The 14,396-nt window shown below is 46.0% G+C and carries 14 protein-coding genes; 9 read left to right on the top strand and 5 right to left on the bottom strand.

Annotated features, from left to right (window positions below):
* The 5 genes from folC to OEZ43_10185 all read left to right on the top strand — a co-directional run bounded on the left by folC (position 1) and on the right by OEZ43_10185 (position 4,613).
* The gene (folC, locus tag OEZ43_10165) at positions 1-1,272 is read left to right on the top strand and encodes a bifunctional tetrahydrofolate synthase/dihydrofolate synthase (GenBank protein MDH5545949.1); all 1,272 of its coding nucleotides are present in this window, start codon (positions 1-3) and stop codon (positions 1,270-1,272) included.
* A 2-nt stretch (positions 1,273-1,274) separates the two neighbouring features.
* Positions 1,275-1,877 (top strand): SPOR domain-containing protein, encoded by a 603-nt coding sequence (locus OEZ43_10170; protein ID MDH5545950.1) that lies wholly within the window; start codon positions 1,275-1,277, stop codon positions 1,875-1,877.
* Between the two features lie 103 nt (positions 1,878-1,980).
* Positions 1,981-2,472: a CvpA family protein gene (locus tag OEZ43_10175; GenBank protein ID MDH5545951.1), complete on the top strand. Its 492-nt coding sequence runs from the start codon at positions 1,981-1,983 to the stop codon at positions 2,470-2,472.
* Positions 2,473-2,487: 15 nt separating this feature from the next.
* Positions 2,488-4,002 carry an amidophosphoribosyltransferase gene (gene purF / locus OEZ43_10180; protein MDH5545952.1) on the top strand — a complete coding sequence of 505 codons (1,515 nt, stop codon included), beginning with the start codon at positions 2,488-2,490 and terminating at the stop codon, positions 4,000-4,002.
* A gap of 152 nt (positions 4,003-4,154) precedes the next feature.
* The gene (locus OEZ43_10185) at positions 4,155-4,613 is read left to right on the top strand and encodes a cyclic nucleotide-binding domain-containing protein (protein MDH5545953.1); all 459 of its coding nucleotides are present in this window, start codon (positions 4,155-4,157) and stop codon (positions 4,611-4,613) included.
* Here the strand turns inward: OEZ43_10185 and rrtA are convergent.
* Positions 4,610-5,209, bottom strand: a complete 600-nt coding sequence (rrtA, locus tag OEZ43_10190) for a rhombosortase (GenBank protein ID MDH5545954.1) — start codon at positions 5,207-5,209, stop codon at positions 4,610-4,612. The two genes, OEZ43_10185 and rrtA, sit on opposite strands and share 4 nt — an antisense overlap.
* 277 nt (positions 5,210-5,486) lie before the next feature.
* On the opposite strand from rrtA, the gene OEZ43_10195 reads away from it, so the two are divergent.
* Complete coding sequence (locus OEZ43_10195; protein ID MDH5545955.1) at positions 5,487-7,013, top strand: DUF1835 domain-containing protein; 1,527 nt, start codon at positions 5,487-5,489, stop codon at positions 7,011-7,013.
* A gap of 14 nt (positions 7,014-7,027) precedes the next feature.
* On the opposite strand, the gene OEZ43_10200 is transcribed toward OEZ43_10195, so the two are convergent.
* Genes OEZ43_10200 through OEZ43_10215 form a run of 4 tightly spaced genes read right to left on the bottom strand, consistent with a single transcriptional unit; the run spans position 7,028 to position 10,364 of the window.
* Positions 7,028-7,849 (bottom strand): ATP-binding cassette domain-containing protein, encoded by an 822-nt coding sequence (locus OEZ43_10200; protein ID MDH5545956.1) that lies wholly within the window; start codon positions 7,847-7,849, stop codon positions 7,028-7,030.
* Entirely contained in the window at positions 7,846-8,685 is an 840-nt protein-coding gene (gene pstA, locus OEZ43_10205; protein ID MDH5545957.1) for a phosphate ABC transporter permease PstA, read from the bottom strand. The genes OEZ43_10200 and pstA overlap by 4 nt, the downstream gene beginning before the upstream one ends.
* A complete protein-coding gene (locus OEZ43_10210) occupies positions 8,672-9,553 on the bottom strand; it encodes an ABC transporter permease subunit (protein ID MDH5545958.1) in 882 nt (293 codons plus the stop codon). The genes pstA and OEZ43_10210 overlap by 14 nt, the downstream gene beginning before the upstream one ends.
* The gene (locus OEZ43_10215; GenBank protein ID MDH5545959.1) at positions 9,537-10,364 is read right to left on the bottom strand and encodes a phosphate ABC transporter substrate-binding protein; all 828 of its coding nucleotides are present in this window, start codon (positions 10,362-10,364) and stop codon (positions 9,537-9,539) included. Before OEZ43_10215 ends, OEZ43_10210 begins: the two co-directional genes overlap by 17 nt.
* A 277-nt stretch (positions 10,365-10,641) precedes the next feature.
* Here OEZ43_10215 and OEZ43_10220 point away from each other — a divergent pair, with 277 nt between their 5' ends.
* The 3 genes from OEZ43_10220 to OEZ43_10230 are packed head-to-tail and all read left to right on the top strand — an operon-like array spanning position 10,642 to position 14,109.
* On the top strand, positions 10,642-12,102 hold the full coding sequence (locus OEZ43_10220; protein ID MDH5545960.1) for an ATP-binding protein: 1,461 nt from the start codon (positions 10,642-10,644) through the stop codon (positions 12,100-12,102).
* Entirely contained in the window at positions 12,090-12,683 is a 594-nt protein-coding gene (locus OEZ43_10225; protein MDH5545961.1) for a hypothetical protein, read from the top strand. The genes OEZ43_10220 and OEZ43_10225 overlap by 13 nt, the downstream gene beginning before the upstream one ends.
* A complete protein-coding gene (locus OEZ43_10230; GenBank protein ID MDH5545962.1) occupies positions 12,673-14,109 on the top strand; it encodes a sigma 54-interacting transcriptional regulator in 1,437 nt (478 codons plus the stop codon). The genes OEZ43_10225 and OEZ43_10230 overlap by 11 nt, the downstream gene beginning before the upstream one ends.
* Positions 14,110-14,396 lie beyond the last annotated feature (287 nt).

The following is a 14,396-nucleotide window of genomic DNA, read 5'->3' on the forward strand; positions in this document are numbered from 1 at the left end:
ATGCGCTTCTCATCGCTGGATGAGTGGTTGACTTGGCAGGAGTCGCTCCATCCCAAGAACATAGATCTTGGTTTGGAGCGCCTTCAGGTAGTTGCACAAAAACTATTCACACGTGAAGACTTCAAAACGATAATCACTGTCGCTGGCACCAATGGCAAGGGGTCGGTGTGCGCCATGTTGTCAGCCATATACCACAGTGCTGGTTTCCGTGCCGGTTGGTATTCATCTCCCCATTTATTGCGCTATAACGAACGCATTCGCATTGGCGATGTGGAAATCAGCGACCAACGCTTGTGTGAGGCATTCGAAAAAGTCGATCAGGCGCGCGGTGATATAACTCTGACCTATTTTGAATTCGGTACTTTGGCGGCGCTGGAAATTTTTCGCGATGCAAACCTTGATGTTGTTGTGCTCGAAGTAGGATTGGGCGGACGCCTAGATGCTGTGAATATACTCGATGCCGATGTGGCGGTGTTGACTACGGTCGATCTTGACCACCAGGATTGGTTGGGACCAGACAGGGAAAGTATCGCGAGGGAAAAGTTGGGTATCGGTCGCGAGAATCATCCCTTGGTTTGCGGTGATTTGGATCCTCCGTGCGCAGTAAGCGAATATTGCCTGGCGCATCATATTCCTTTGTATCGCATACGCCATGAATTCGCATTCTTCCTGCACGAAGAGCACTGGCATTGGCAAAGCGCGGATGAGAGGATTAGTGCATTGCCCAAACCAGTGTTGAACGGAGTCCATCAATACACCAATGCCGCTGTCGTGCTCATGGTGACTCGTTTGTTAAAGCAGCAACTACCCTTGAGTAATGCAGAAATTCGCAATGGCCTGTTGTCAGCAGTCTTACCCGGACGTTTGCAAATGGTGAAATTCCAGAACCGAATGTTCATGCTCGATGTAGCCCATAACCCTCAGGCCGCGCGCGCTTTGGCGTCGGCGATAGAGAATGAGGGACTCGGTACGCCTATGCAGGCTGTGGTAGGCATGTTGCGCGATAAAGATGCCCTTGAGACTTTAAAACCGATGTTACCAAGAATAGAGTTGTGGCATGTGGCTGGTATAGCAGTAGCAAGAGGTGGAAGTGGAGAGCATTTGAAGGAAACCTTAATGTCACTCGGTGTCAAACAAGACAACATTCATGTTTACTCCAATGTTAGGGATGCAATTCATGGCAGTATGCTAAATAATATTGCTGAACAGCTGACAGTTGTTTTTGGATCTTTCTACACAGTCTCTGATGCACTGCAATATCTATCGGATTAACTATGGATAATATTTCCTTCGTACAGAGAATACTCGGCGCAATCATTTTGCTTTCCCTGGCAATCATCTTTGTTCCTATGATTCTGGAACAGGAAAACGACATTAATGAGAATATCCGAGGCACAAACATCCCTTCCATGCCGGACAATGTGGCTACGGTTGTTTTTCAACTGGATAATGAAGGCGTATTTCGCTCACTAAAAGAGCAGGTAAAGGAAGGCAAGCCGGTGTCAATTCGCGAGGCCCTGGAAAATGAACACCGAGTGCTACCGGCTCAAGATAATAATGCGCAGAAAACGAATGCAACTGAGGAGGCAACGAATAAGCCTCGCATTCAAGAGAGCACTGTTGTTACCGAGGGTGCCGCGATGACCTGGATGGTACAGCTGGGTAGTTTTAGTAGCGAAAAAAATGCGCTCGAATTACGCGATCGGCTTCGTAAGGCGGACTATCCTGCCTACTTGCGTGAACGAAAAAATGAAGCAGGAAAAACGATTTGGCAGGTGCGTGTAGGGCCTGAATTGAGCGCCAAAAAGGCAGTTGAATTAAAGCAACGGCTCGAATCGACAACGGGTCTGGAATCGTTGGTGGTACGACATCCGTAAAACTTCACCCCATAGTTTGTCTTTTGCTACAATGCGCCTTGCCCAGAATCAGCCCGGAAGGTGTTGTGGCTTATTTATCTATTAAATCAAAGGCATACCTTGTATGAATGCGCTCGATCTAGCGATTCTGGGGATCTTGCTACTGTCGGCCCTAATCAGTTTTGTGCGTGGATTTACCAAAGAAGTCTTTTCCCTTGCGGCATGGGTGTTGGCTATCTGGGTGGCAGTTACCTATACAGGTCTGGGAACGCTTTTTCTTGAATCGTATATTTCCCATCCCTCACTGCGTGTTGGCGTCGCTTTCATTGTTTTATTCCTTGTGACTTTAATTCTGGCCACGCTTTTGAATGTCTTGTTGAGCAGTTTGGTCAAAAAAACCGGGCTAAGTGGCACGGATCGCATGGTAGGTTTGATTTTTGGTGTGGCCCGCGGAGCGGTCATTGTCTCAGTATTAGTGCTACTGGCGGGAATTACTGAACTACCAAAGGAAAGATGGTGGCAGGAATCCCGTTTACTTAGTCATTTTGAACAAATGGCATCCTGGCTGCGCGAATATCTTCCACCTGATGCCGCAGCTGGAATCGTTTATAACTAACACCGGAGAATACGTATGTGCGGAGTTGCCGGCATAGTCGCCAAACGTGACGTGAATCAATCGTTATATGACGCATTGACCGTCTTGCAACACAGAGGTCAAGACGCGGCCGGTATCGTTACCTGCGATATGGGGCGACTACATCTGCGTAAGGATAATGGTCTTGTGCGGGACGTATTTGCCGCAAGACACATGATCAAACTAACCGGCTATATGGGCATTGGTCACGTGCGCTACCCTACGGCAGGTTCTTCGTCCACTTCGGAAGCGCAACCGTTTTATGTGAATTCTCCTTACGGTATTACTTTGGCGCACAACGGTAATCTCACCAATACCCATCAGCTGATGGAAGATCTATATCGGGAAGATTTACGCCATATCAATACGGACTCGGATTCAGAGGTCCTGCTCAATGTATTTGCTCATGAATTGCAGGCTTTAGGTAAACTGAAAATCACTGCAGACGATATTTTTGACGCAGTAAAAGGTGTGCATCGACGATGCCGTGGCGCCTATGCCGTTGTGGCCATGATCACCGGCTATGGCATCGTCGGATTTCGTGACCCCTTTGGTATTCGACCTATGGTATATGGTAAGCGTGAAACTCCTGAAGGCACAGAATACATGGTTGCCTCGGAAAGCGTAGCACTGGATTCTCAGGATTTTGAATTGATCGCAGATCTTGCGCCGGGCGAGGCGGTGTTTTTTGGCAAAGACGGCACATTGGCGAAACGGCAATGTGCGGAAAAAACGCAGTATTCTCCCTGTATTTTTGAGTACGTGTATTTCGCTCGTCCTGATTCGATTATCGATGGGATTTCTGTGTATAAGGCGCGTTTGCGCATGGGAGAATATCTGGCGCGCAAGATAGAAAAAGCGAATCTTCATGAAGACATTGATGTCGTTATTCCTATACCCGATACCAGTCGAACTACAGCCCTGCAGTTGGCGAATTCTCTGGGCATTAAATACCGGGAAGGTTTTATCAAGAATCGTTATATTGGCCGCACGTTCATCATGCCCGGACAAAAACAGCGCAAAAAATCCGTTCGGCAAAAATTGAATGCGATAGATCTGGAGTTTCGCGGCAAGAATGTACTGTTAGTCGACGATTCCATCGTGCGCGGAACAACATCAGGCCAAATTATACAAATGGCGAGAGAGGCCGGCGCGAACAAGGTGTTTTTTGCCTCAGCTGCGCCTCCGGTGCGATTTCCGAACGTATACGGAATAGACATGCCGACTAAGGAAGAGCTGATAGGGCATAACCGCGACGATGCGCAAATCGCCCAGGCGATAGGTGCAGACTGGTTGGTGTATCAGAATCTGGAAGATCTGGTCGCCGCCGTAATACACGAGAAAAGTTCAGGCGTGCAAGGCTTTGATGCGTCCTGTTTTGACGGGGTATATGTGACAGGTGATATCACCGAAGCCTATTTAAATGATCTGGAACAACGTCGAAACGATGCCGCCAAAGAAACACGAAACCTTATTGAGCGTGAGGTTATGGAGTTGTACAACAATCGCTAATGGGTAAGTTAGGTAGTAGGGACTCGATTAAGTATTTGGTTTGTCGGCCTAATTTAAATGCTTAACATCCTTACTTCTTTAAGCTGTTTCTACAGTTTGCATACTATGCTGCCGACTATATACCCGGTTGGACTTTTCTAACGGGACAGGATGTGAGTGGAAGGGTTTCGGAAAAAGTCATCGCCAGAGCTAAAGCCGTTCAAATACTGAAGAAAATTCCGTGTTTCAATGGCCTTCTGGAAGATGAATATTTTAAAGTGCTGGGCATGTGCACCAGTGCTGCTGCGCGTGATGGCGACGTGCTTTTTAAACAGGGCGACCCTGGAAAAAGTATGTTTATACTACTGTCTGGTGAGATGCAGATCAAAGTAGATGGCGTTGGCGTCGTACACACCATGCGTGCCGGCGAAGTCGTCGGAGAGATCAGTCTGGTAAAACACGTCAAACGCACAGCAACGGTAATGGCAGCGCAGGACTGTGTGTTGTTACAGTTATATGCAGAAATTTTTCATGAAGTCATCAAAAAACAGCCACGTATCGGTTATGTAATTATGCGCAACGTGGCCAGAATTCTTGCCGACAGATTGGTGCAAACCAATAAATCCCGTTAAGTTGTCTTTCTCAAATACTGTTTCGCATATACACCCAACATATAGATTCCCCCTGCAACACCTCCATAAAAATGGGCGTCCACTAATACAGGGCCACCAGCACTTTCCTCGGAGCCTGGGAGTGGCCCCTGAATTTGTTCATACAGCAATTTTCCAATAATAAATATTAAAAACAGGATGGCTTCTTTGCGACGCGGCTTGAGATCTGCAATGCCACCTGCGATGAAAAGTCCGTGGAGCACGCCAGATAGCCCAACATAGCTGTGTAATGTCGGTTGTGTGAAATACAAAACAATACTGATAAACATACCAGAAAAGAAAATCAATATCGCCCAATGCGTAGCCGAAATGAGGCTACCAAAGAAATAGAATATAAAAATCAAACCCGCCAAGTTCATCCACAAATGCCCCCAGGTCAGGTGCATAAAGTGTCCGCTCAACATGTGCCAATACTCTCCTTCAGCAATCAACTCGCGTTCATAAGGCAACAGTTCAACAAGTGATTGCTCGAATAGGGTATTGATTAATACCACTAGCGAGACTAGGCCTAGCAAAATCAATTGGGGTAAGGGAATTTTTTCTGCAAAGAGATTCATGGCTAGACGCAATTCATCGCACTAATTCACGGAATCGTAGTTTAGCGCCGATATGAGCAAACCGCTATACGACAGGTGCTCGTTAAGGGGAAAACTTGTTTCGTCGTGTAGTTAAGCCACAATTGACATTCGGGTAGCCGAGCAGCTAAAGTGTCCTGGTGTCTCTCGAACGCCACTTATCCGCAGAAAGGGCTGAGCCCAACGAGAATTCGCTTTATTACAATTCATCAAATACGATTTTTTCCCGTCGGGCGGATACGGACAGAAGGAGAATCGTATGTCTAAAGAACATTCCGGCTTGTCGGCCGAGACGAGTCTGTATTGTGTACCTGAACCGACTGAAGCACTACGTAATAGCAATCAGGAAAAGGCGGTAAGTCTGCTTAATAGGTATTTTGCGGGTGATGCCGGCGCGATCGCACAATTTAGACGTCATCACCCCTTAGCAAGTAACACTGATTTCAAACCTGAGTTGATAGATGCGCGTATGTTGGTTTCCAGTGAACCGATGCGTATTAAGAAACTTTCTTTGGAAAAACTCAGGAAAGACGCCAAGAAATTACTCAGACAGGTAAAGTCGTCTTCTCCGGAAGTTTTGAAACGAATCATGCAGTACCATACTAAATCGCCTGAGCAATACAAGCTTGCCGATGCTCAATTGGTGATTGCAAAAGAAAATGGTCTGGCAAGTTGGGCAAAACTAAAAGCTCACATAGAGCAGGTGGACAGGGCATTAGAATTCCTCGGCAATAATGTATTTCGACCGGATGAGAAACTCAAAACCTTGCACATTCGATGTGGTACCGATATACAAGAGTCGCTTAAGCAATGCGGTTTTGTTGGGGACTATCTTGAAATCAGCAATCCGTTTCCGCAGGGTCCAGTGCCGCACTATGAACCATTAGAATATTTTGTCTCTACGCGTACAGAATTTATCCGTAACAATTATCAAAACGATTTACCAAGCGATATTGCTAAGGAAAGAATTGAAAACACTGAACAGGAGATTTTGCACGTTGAGCGCACCCTTCATAACCTGACAAAGAATTATCAACGCATAGTACTGTGGTTTGAACATGATCCCTTTGATCAATTGTGCAAAGCCTATGTATTCGCGCATTTGTCGAATCTGGATCTATTTGACATTACCATTGAGTGTATTCAAATTGATCGCTTCCCTGGCGTTAAAAAATTCATCGGCATTGGGCAACTGACGCAGACGCCGGAAGTGTTGCTTGCCTTGTGGCCTCGGCGGGTCGAGGTAACAGCGGCGATGCTAGCCTATGGCGCGCGCGTGTGGCAAGGTTTTGTTGCCAGTGACCCGATAACCTTATGGCAACTAACGGAGGAGCCACAAGTTCCGCTTCCGCACTTGCAGGCTGCCGTAAGACGCATGCTTATGGAGCTACCCTGGAGGGGAAATGGTCTCGGTCTAACCGAGCACCTCGTCCTTACGATTCTTGCCGAGCATGGGCCATTGAGACCAGGTGCCATATTTAATCTATTGATGTCAGAGTTAGAGCCATTGCCATATCTTGGAGACATTATGTTGCTTACCGGGATACGTCCACTTTGGCAATGCAAGAATGCCGCGATAGAAATAGTCGACCGCTATCCGGATGACAATCCAATGCGGCGGATGCGGTTGTCACTAACAGAATTCGGGAAAAAGCTGCTTAGTGGAGAATCGAATTGGCTGATGATCAATGAAAACTATGTCAGACATCTTGGTGGCGTGGTAATTCGTCAAGGTTATAGAAATTGGTATTGGTCTGGAGAGCATCAACAGCCAGTACTTAAATAGAATAGGAAATGATGTCAATTTGCGCTTTGTATATATCGACGTGTTAGCGGAAGTGCAGATGAAGAGAAAATATGTTGGCTGCTGTTATGTTCCAGCACAATGCCATGATCGTGATCTTGCCAGAAAACCGTAGTTGTATCAGCTATGCGTTTGGCTTGGGAAAGATTGTGCGTGACGACAATGAAGGTGTGACGACTGCGCTGATCGATTAATAAATCCTCAATTTTACGTGTTGATATCGGATCGAGCGCACTACAGGGCTCATCCAATAGGACCAGCTCTGGTTCAAGTGCCAGTGTTCTCGCTATTAGCAGTCGCTGTTGCTGTCCGCCAGAAAGCGCTAGCGCGGGCAGATGCAGCCGAGATTTTACTTCGTTCCATAACCCGGTGAGTTTCAGAAAATGCTCTATTCGATCGGCTATTTCCTGTCGGTTACGTATGCCATGGGCTTTCAAAGGAATAGTGAAGTTTTTTTCTATAGAAAAAGGGAAAGGTTGCGGCGTTTGGAACACGAAGCCTATCTGTCTTCGTAACATCGTCAAATCGGCGTCCAAAGTTAATATATTTTTTCCTTTATAATTTATTTTTCCTTCAGATGAACAGCCATGTAGATGTTGGTTGATTCGATTGATAGACATGAGAAAACTGGTTTTTCCACATCCTGATGGGCCAACGATGGCGTGAATTTTGTTGAAATCAAAAGATAGCGAGATATCTTTAAATGCATATTGCTGATGGAACTTGGTGCTGAGATTTTCACATTCGAGAATAGTGGGTTTGGACAGTGTTTCCGTCAAATCAGTCGTAGAGATATTCGTATTAAGGTCTGGTTTCATACTTTTATGCGTTCCTGATTAGATTTTTGATTTCCCATCCACAGGGCACTACTATTTATAAAAAGTAAAAGTAGTAGAAGTGTTAACGCTGATGCATAACTGTTTTGATTACCACCCGGTACGTTCATAGATAAATCCAGTATGTGTACCGACAAACTGCGCCCCGAGTCGCTAAGAGTTGATGGCATGCGATCGACGTATCCTGCGGTATATACCAAGGCCGCTGTCTCTGATAAGGCCCGGGACAGGGCCAAAATAATACTGCCAATCAATCCGCGGGATATAGATGGCAACAAAACAAAAAAATAGATTTGCCATTGATGCATACCGCAAGCTCGCGCACTTTGGAAATGAGCTATGGGAATTTCTTTCAAGCGATCTTCGAAAAGACGCGCTAACAAGGGCAGAATCATACACGCCAAAGTTAATCCGCCGGAAAGTAAGCTAAACCCCAGTTTGCAGAGGATGACGAAAAAAGCATATCCAAACAAACCATAGACAATCGAAGGAATGCTAGCCAACAAGTCGAGTGAAGCGCGTAGAAAAGATATGCCTCGGGAGTGAGTGGCTGGTATTTCACTGAGATTAATGGCAATGGCCAACGCGACAGGTGTCGCGGTTATCAAACTGACACAAATAATGAGCATGGTCGAAATTAATATAGAAGAAATGCCACCTTGTAAACCAGCGTTTGCTGGCGCTTGTGTAAACCAATTCCATGAAAGCCTGGGCAGGCCGTTAATGGTGATTTCCCAAACTATTTGGCCATAGAGTAATGCGAGCAAAGTGATAGAAAAAATGCATGTGCCAAGAATGACTTTCTCAGAGGGATTCACGGGTTCTGCTCCTGAAGCAAGCAATATTTTCAGGGATTGATCGTTGCCTGGAGGTCTTCAACAGTATTGCGACTAGCCCTAATAGTAACAGACCGCTGGTGAACAAAGCAGAGCGATGATCACCTGTGGCATAGGCCATTTCCAAGGCCGCATTGGTGCTCAACGTACGAACTGGATCGAAAAGGCTTGTTGGATATTGAATTATATTACCGCAGACCATGAGTACTGCCATGGTTTCTCCGATTGCTCTTGCCGTTTGCAAGAACATCGCTGAACTTAACGATGGTAGTGAAGATGGGATTAAAACTTGAATCACTGTCTGCATTTTCGTTAAACCAAGGGATCTACCGGCTAAATAGAAATGTTCCAGTGTTTGGCGGAACGCCATCATACACATCAGTACCAGACCGGGAATTAGCATTGTTGCTAGAACAATACTGCCGGCCGCGAGACTAGTGCCGGGGGATTTGATTTTTAGTAGTGCTGGAACGACGAATATCATTCCCCAAAGGCCAAACACCACGGACGGAATTCCGCTTAATAACTCAAGTAGACGCGTAACCAGGTGTTGATATACGCCATGAATGTAAAATACAACAAAAATAGAAGAGGCAAGACTTAGTGGAATGGCGATGAACATAGCGCCAAGAGTAATCACCAATGTGCCCGTCAACATAGGCGCCAGGTTGTACTCCGCTTCAAGCGGAAACCACCCGCTGGCAGTGAAAAAATGAAAAAGGCCATAGTGTGCAACGCTTGGCCAAGCCTCGATCAAAAGGACTATGACAATGATTGCGATTATCGTAGTAGCAATTAGTCCACCTAGTAATTGCGATAGGCGAAAAAACTTGTCAGACAGATGGTACAAAATGAAATTCCTCAATCAGACGTTTACCTTGCACACTACTACAAAACTCTAAGAATTGTTTTACTGCGGTCGACGGTGAGGGAGAGGCGATAAGATTGAGTTTTCTAACTATTGGAAATTTGCCATTGGCAACATTTTCGGTACTGGGAATGACACCATCAATCTGTATGGTTTTAATCGGGCTTCCGTTTTTGATATGTGACTCAGCAGTACTGCTGGAAACATAGGCGATGGCATTGGGATTATTTACGACGAGCTTAACCGCCTGCTCATTGTCTCCAATGATAGAATCAGGTCGCAATTCGCTGTTTTTAAGTCCAAGGTAGTGTAAGAACACTTCCAGTGTAGATCGTCCTTCAGCTTTGCTGATGACAGTAATATCACCACTGAATGTAGTCAGGCCGGACCAATCGAGAATCTGTTTTTGATAAATTGCTATTATGGTGTTCTTGTTTAATGAGGTCAGAGGATTGTTTTTGTGAACAATCATGGTGACGCCATCTTGCGCAATGGTATGGGCGCGGTATGTATCAGTATCTTCCAGATGCCGAGAAACCATGCCAATATCTGCTAGTTTCAATTGAACATCGTTAATTCCTCGTGATGATCCGCCGGTTTGTACATCAATGCGAAAATTTGGATGATCTTGTTCAAACGTCTTTGCCATCACCGATATCATCGGCGCAAGCGTACTCGACCCGCTGATGACAATTTTTTCTCTTGGTGGGGAGGCGTCGAGCGCAGATTCACTCTGACAAGCCCCTATCAACAGCCCATACATAAAAACAAAAAATGTCGCTATTCGAGACATATGTTACCCCCGGTCGCCAAGTTATTAATCAGATGTAAAATCAATAATTTTGTTACAATAAGTTCCCGTTTTCTTCGTACTGGGAAGTGCGGGTCAAATAGTTGACACGGCAATTCCGAGTCATCAGATAATAATCAATGGCATGCTAGCCGTACGGCAGGCCAATAGGCTGCGTAGGAAAAACAGGTTGAACACGAAACATGCTAACCGTGCCACACGTGGTTTCGGGGTAATTTCACGACTTGGATTTAAAACAAACCCTTTGGGGAATGAGACTATGGATCGAAAGCATCGCCATTTTTCACATCCCAGATCCTTCTTCGAACTCATCATCGCCGGTTTTTCATTGGTAGCACTTCCACTGATAGTGGCATTGGTTACCGGCGCCTTTTATGTTGACCGGCTGACTAATCAAAGTCAGGAGGCAGTGTACCGGGCAGTACAGGCGACTCAGATGAGCCGCAGCCTGGTGGAACAGGTTTCGACGATGGAGCGCTATACGCGTCAATATCTGGTGTTGAAAGATAAACAACTGTTAAACCTTTACGCTGAACGGCATCAAGTTTATGCAGAAACGTCAGTAAAATTGACGCCTTTATTTCTTGATGACTCATTGAAACAGCGGCTCAATATGTTGAACGATATGGAAAGGCGTCTATACGACCGATTTATGGGCGATGAGCGGGAGCAATTTGATGATAATGACTCAATTGCCTTGACTGAGTTAGCTCAGATTCTATTACGCGACAGTAATCTTTTGATCGATAGCGAAATGGCCATCATGCATGATATGTCAGAGCAGGCCAGACGAATTATTTATTGGGAACTATTGGCCGTTGTTCCCGGCGCGGTAATATTTATCATAGTGTTCGTTATCTTATTGTCTCGTCCGGTTCGCCAGATAGATGCTGCGATAAGACGCCTGGGGGCAGGGGAGTTCGATACCGAAATTGCAGTAAAGGGCCCGAGAGATATTGAATATTTAGGTGAGCGACTCGAGTGGTTGCGTCTGCGTCTCAAATATTTGGAAGAAAAAAAGGTCAAATTTCTGCATTACGTTTCTCACGAGCTTAAAACCCCACTCACTTCAATTCGAGAAAGCGCAGAACTGTTGTCAGAAGGCGTCATTGGCCCACTGACCAACCATCAGCAGGAAGTCACCGGGATACTGAAGAAAAGTAGCGTCAATCTTCAGAAAATGATTGAGAAGCTTCTGAATTTTAACCTACCAGGTCAGGCGTCACTGACCTCGGGTTCGTCTGAAGTGCATATGGCAAAACTGGTAGAAACCGTGGTGGCGGATCATAAAGCTGTCGTCATGACCAAACAGTTAAAGCTGGAAACTCGTTGTAGCGAGGTTTCTATTCATGGTGACGAAGAACAATTGCGAGCCGTTCTGGATAATTTATTGTCAAACGCAATCAAATACACTCCGGACGGTGGAGCCATCAATCTGGAAATGGGGTCCAGGGGGAATAATTTGATACTGGACGTAAGGGACACCGGTCCAGGCATCAAGGCAGAAGAACGAGAAAAGGTCTTTGAGGCCTTTTATAGAGGAGATAGCGCTGGTAAGGGGCTGATTCGCGGTAGCGGCCTGGGGCTTTCCATAGTTAGAGAATTTGTGGAAAACCACAATGGTTCAATAGAGGTGGTAGGTGAAGAAGGCCACGGCGCGCATTTCAGAGTGGTGTTGCCAATGAAGGTGGAAGAAGAGGAGTTAGCATGGGCCGTGTAGTTGGTGCATTGATTGTGGTTTGTTTCTTGCTGAGTAGTTGTAGCGCGTTAAACTGGGTCAAGGACGGGGCCCAACGTGACTCCACCAGCAAGGAACTGGATATCCCGGAACAGAAGGAACAAGAGGATATCGCATTAGGCAGTGAAGCAATGACTGCGCAGGAGTTACTAGCGCTTTACGAAGGCTTGTATAAAGCGCCGAGTAAGGAAATTAAGCAACACAGGGAACTGGCCAAAGAACAGTTTCGGGAGCATGAGACCCTGGATAAGGGTATCGAATATGTGCTTATTCTCATTTTATCCGGGAGAACCGAAGATTTGGCCGAAGCCCGTTCTGTTGTCAAATCACTACAGAAGTCCAAAAGCGTAAAGCCGGGAGACGGCTATATCGCGTTGGTTGAGCTTCTGGGGCAGATCACCTTACATCGCGTACATGCGGCTGAGAGAATCGGTAGATTGGAAAAGCGGCTGGAGAAGCGTGAGTCTGAGCTGGAAACGATTAAAGAACAGTTGAATGCGTTGAAATCTATCGACAAAAATATTCACGAACGAGAAGTAGGTACTATACATGATGGAAGATAATCGCTTGAAAAACAAGACGATTTTAATTGTGGACGATGAAGAGGATATTTTACGCCTACTGTCCATGCGTTTAGAGGCATCGGGATACGATGTCGTTGCTGCAGAAAGTGGTGAACAGGCCCTGGTTCAGGTGTCGTTGAAGCGTCCCGCTGTGGTGATTACCGATCTGCGCATGGAAGGTATGGACGGAATGGCGCTGTTCAACGCCATCCATAAGGTAAATTCTGCTTTGCCGGTAATTATACTCACCGCACACGGAACCATACCCGATGCCATCGAAGCGACCAAGCAAGGCGTGTTTAGCTATTTAACCAAACCTTTCGATAGCAAACAGCTACTGACTCAAATCGAAAAAGCCCTGAGTATCAGTTCAAATACCCACGCCGATGACGATTACGAAGACAACCCCAGTGAATGGCGTTCTGAAGTCATCTCCCGTAGCCCTGTTATGGAGGAACTGCTGAGTCAGGCAGCCTTAGTGGCAAAAGGGGACGCCAGTGTCTTTATACATGGCGAGAGCGGTACGGGTAAGGAATTGTTGGCCAAGGCAATACACAAGGCCAGCTCACGACGGGATCACCCGTTTATTGCTGTAAATTGCGCAGCAATACCAGAACATTTGCTGGAGTCTGAACTATTTGGTCACACTAAAGGTGCATTTACCGGGGCGGCCAGCAGTTATGAAGGACTTTTTCAGGCAGCTCACAAAGGCTCAATTTTTCTGGACGAAATCGGTGATATGCCTTTGACCTTACAAGTCAAACTACTAAGGGTTCTACAGGAGCGTCAGGTAAGGCCGGTTGGTTCGACTAAGAGTGTCGATGTGGATGTCCGTATTATTTCGGCAACACACTGTGATATTGACAAAGAAATGAACCTGGGGAATTTTCGCGAGGATTTATATTACCGTTTGAACGTGGTCAACCTGGAATTACCGCGGTTAACCGACAGAAGGCAGGATATTCCGTTATTGGCCAATCACTTTCTCGAAGATTTGGTAAAACGTCAGAAGAAGAAGGTAAAGGCTTTCGCACCTGAGGCAATGGAAATGCTCATGACGGCTCCCTGGCCGGGAAATATTCGCCAATTAAAGAATGTGGTTGAACAAAGTTTTGCGCTGTGTACAACGCCTATCATTCCGGCAAGGCTGGTGCTGAAGGCTTTACGTGGAAAGTCAGGCGAGATTATGCCTCTTACTGAGGCCAAGAGGCGGTTTGAGCATGATTATCTGTTGAAACTTTTGCAGTTGACCAGTGGCAACGTCAGTCAAGCGGCGCGTTTAGCCAATCGCAATCGCACCGAGTTTTATAAGCTTTTACATAGACATCATCTGAATCCTGCGGAGTTCAAGCTAGCACGTTCTCGTACTGTTCAAGAAACAGAAAAAACAGAACCATCTCAAAAGCCGCAAGTAGCGCTAGTCTAATAGAGTCGTGGCGTAGAGCATGTGCGACATGTATCTTCGCCACGACATCTCAAGCCTTTTTACCTGTAGTGATTCAGTCTATCTTTGTTGTGATCCATGTATCTGCTTGTATTAATAGGAAATAATAAAGTTGGTCTGGTTTTTGTAATAAATAAACTAGCATCATTAGGAATCGGTGATGCGAAGGCCTTTGACAATTCATTATTCAAGGATTGAAGTTTTTAGAGGCGTTATTCCCCGGACTTTCGAGGAATGGGAGGTGCCAAGGACGGTCTCCCGAAGGCTTC

The organism is Gammaproteobacteria bacterium (assembly GCA_029881255.1).
GTDB lineage: Bacteria > Pseudomonadota > Gammaproteobacteria > S012-40 > S012-40 > JAOUMY01.

Excerpts from the sequence above, each read along its gene's own strand:
- folC (MDH5545949.1), top strand. The coding sequence starts at position 1 with ATGCGCTTCTCATCGCTGGATGAGTGGTTGACTTGGCAGGAGTCGCTC.
- OEZ43_10170 (MDH5545950.1), top strand. The coding sequence starts at position 1,275 with ATGGATAATATTTCCTTCGTACAGAGAATACTCGGCGCAATCATTTTG.
- OEZ43_10175 (MDH5545951.1), top strand. The coding sequence starts at position 1,981 with ATGAATGCGCTCGATCTAGCGATTCTGGGGATCTTGCTACTGTCGGCC.
- purF (MDH5545952.1), top strand. The coding sequence starts at position 2,488 with ATGTGCGGAGTTGCCGGCATAGTCGCCAAACGTGACGTGAATCAATCG.
- rrtA (MDH5545954.1), bottom strand. The coding sequence starts at position 5,209 with ATGAATCTCTTTGCAGAAAAAATTCCCTTACCCCAATTGATTTTGCTA.
- OEZ43_10195 (MDH5545955.1), top strand. The coding sequence starts at position 5,487 with ATGTCTAAAGAACATTCCGGCTTGTCGGCCGAGACGAGTCTGTATTGT.
- OEZ43_10200 (MDH5545956.1), bottom strand. The coding sequence starts at position 7,849 with ATGAAACCAGACCTTAATACGAATATCTCTACGACTGATTTGACGGAA.
- OEZ43_10215 (MDH5545959.1), bottom strand. The coding sequence starts at position 10,364 with ATGTCTCGAATAGCGACATTTTTTGTTTTTATGTATGGGCTGTTGATA.
- OEZ43_10220 (MDH5545960.1), top strand. The coding sequence starts at position 10,642 with ATGGATCGAAAGCATCGCCATTTTTCACATCCCAGATCCTTCTTCGAA.
- OEZ43_10225 (MDH5545961.1), top strand. The coding sequence starts at position 12,090 with ATGGGCCGTGTAGTTGGTGCATTGATTGTGGTTTGTTTCTTGCTGAGT.
- OEZ43_10230 (MDH5545962.1), top strand. The coding sequence starts at position 12,673 with ATGGAAGATAATCGCTTGAAAAACAAGACGATTTTAATTGTGGACGAT.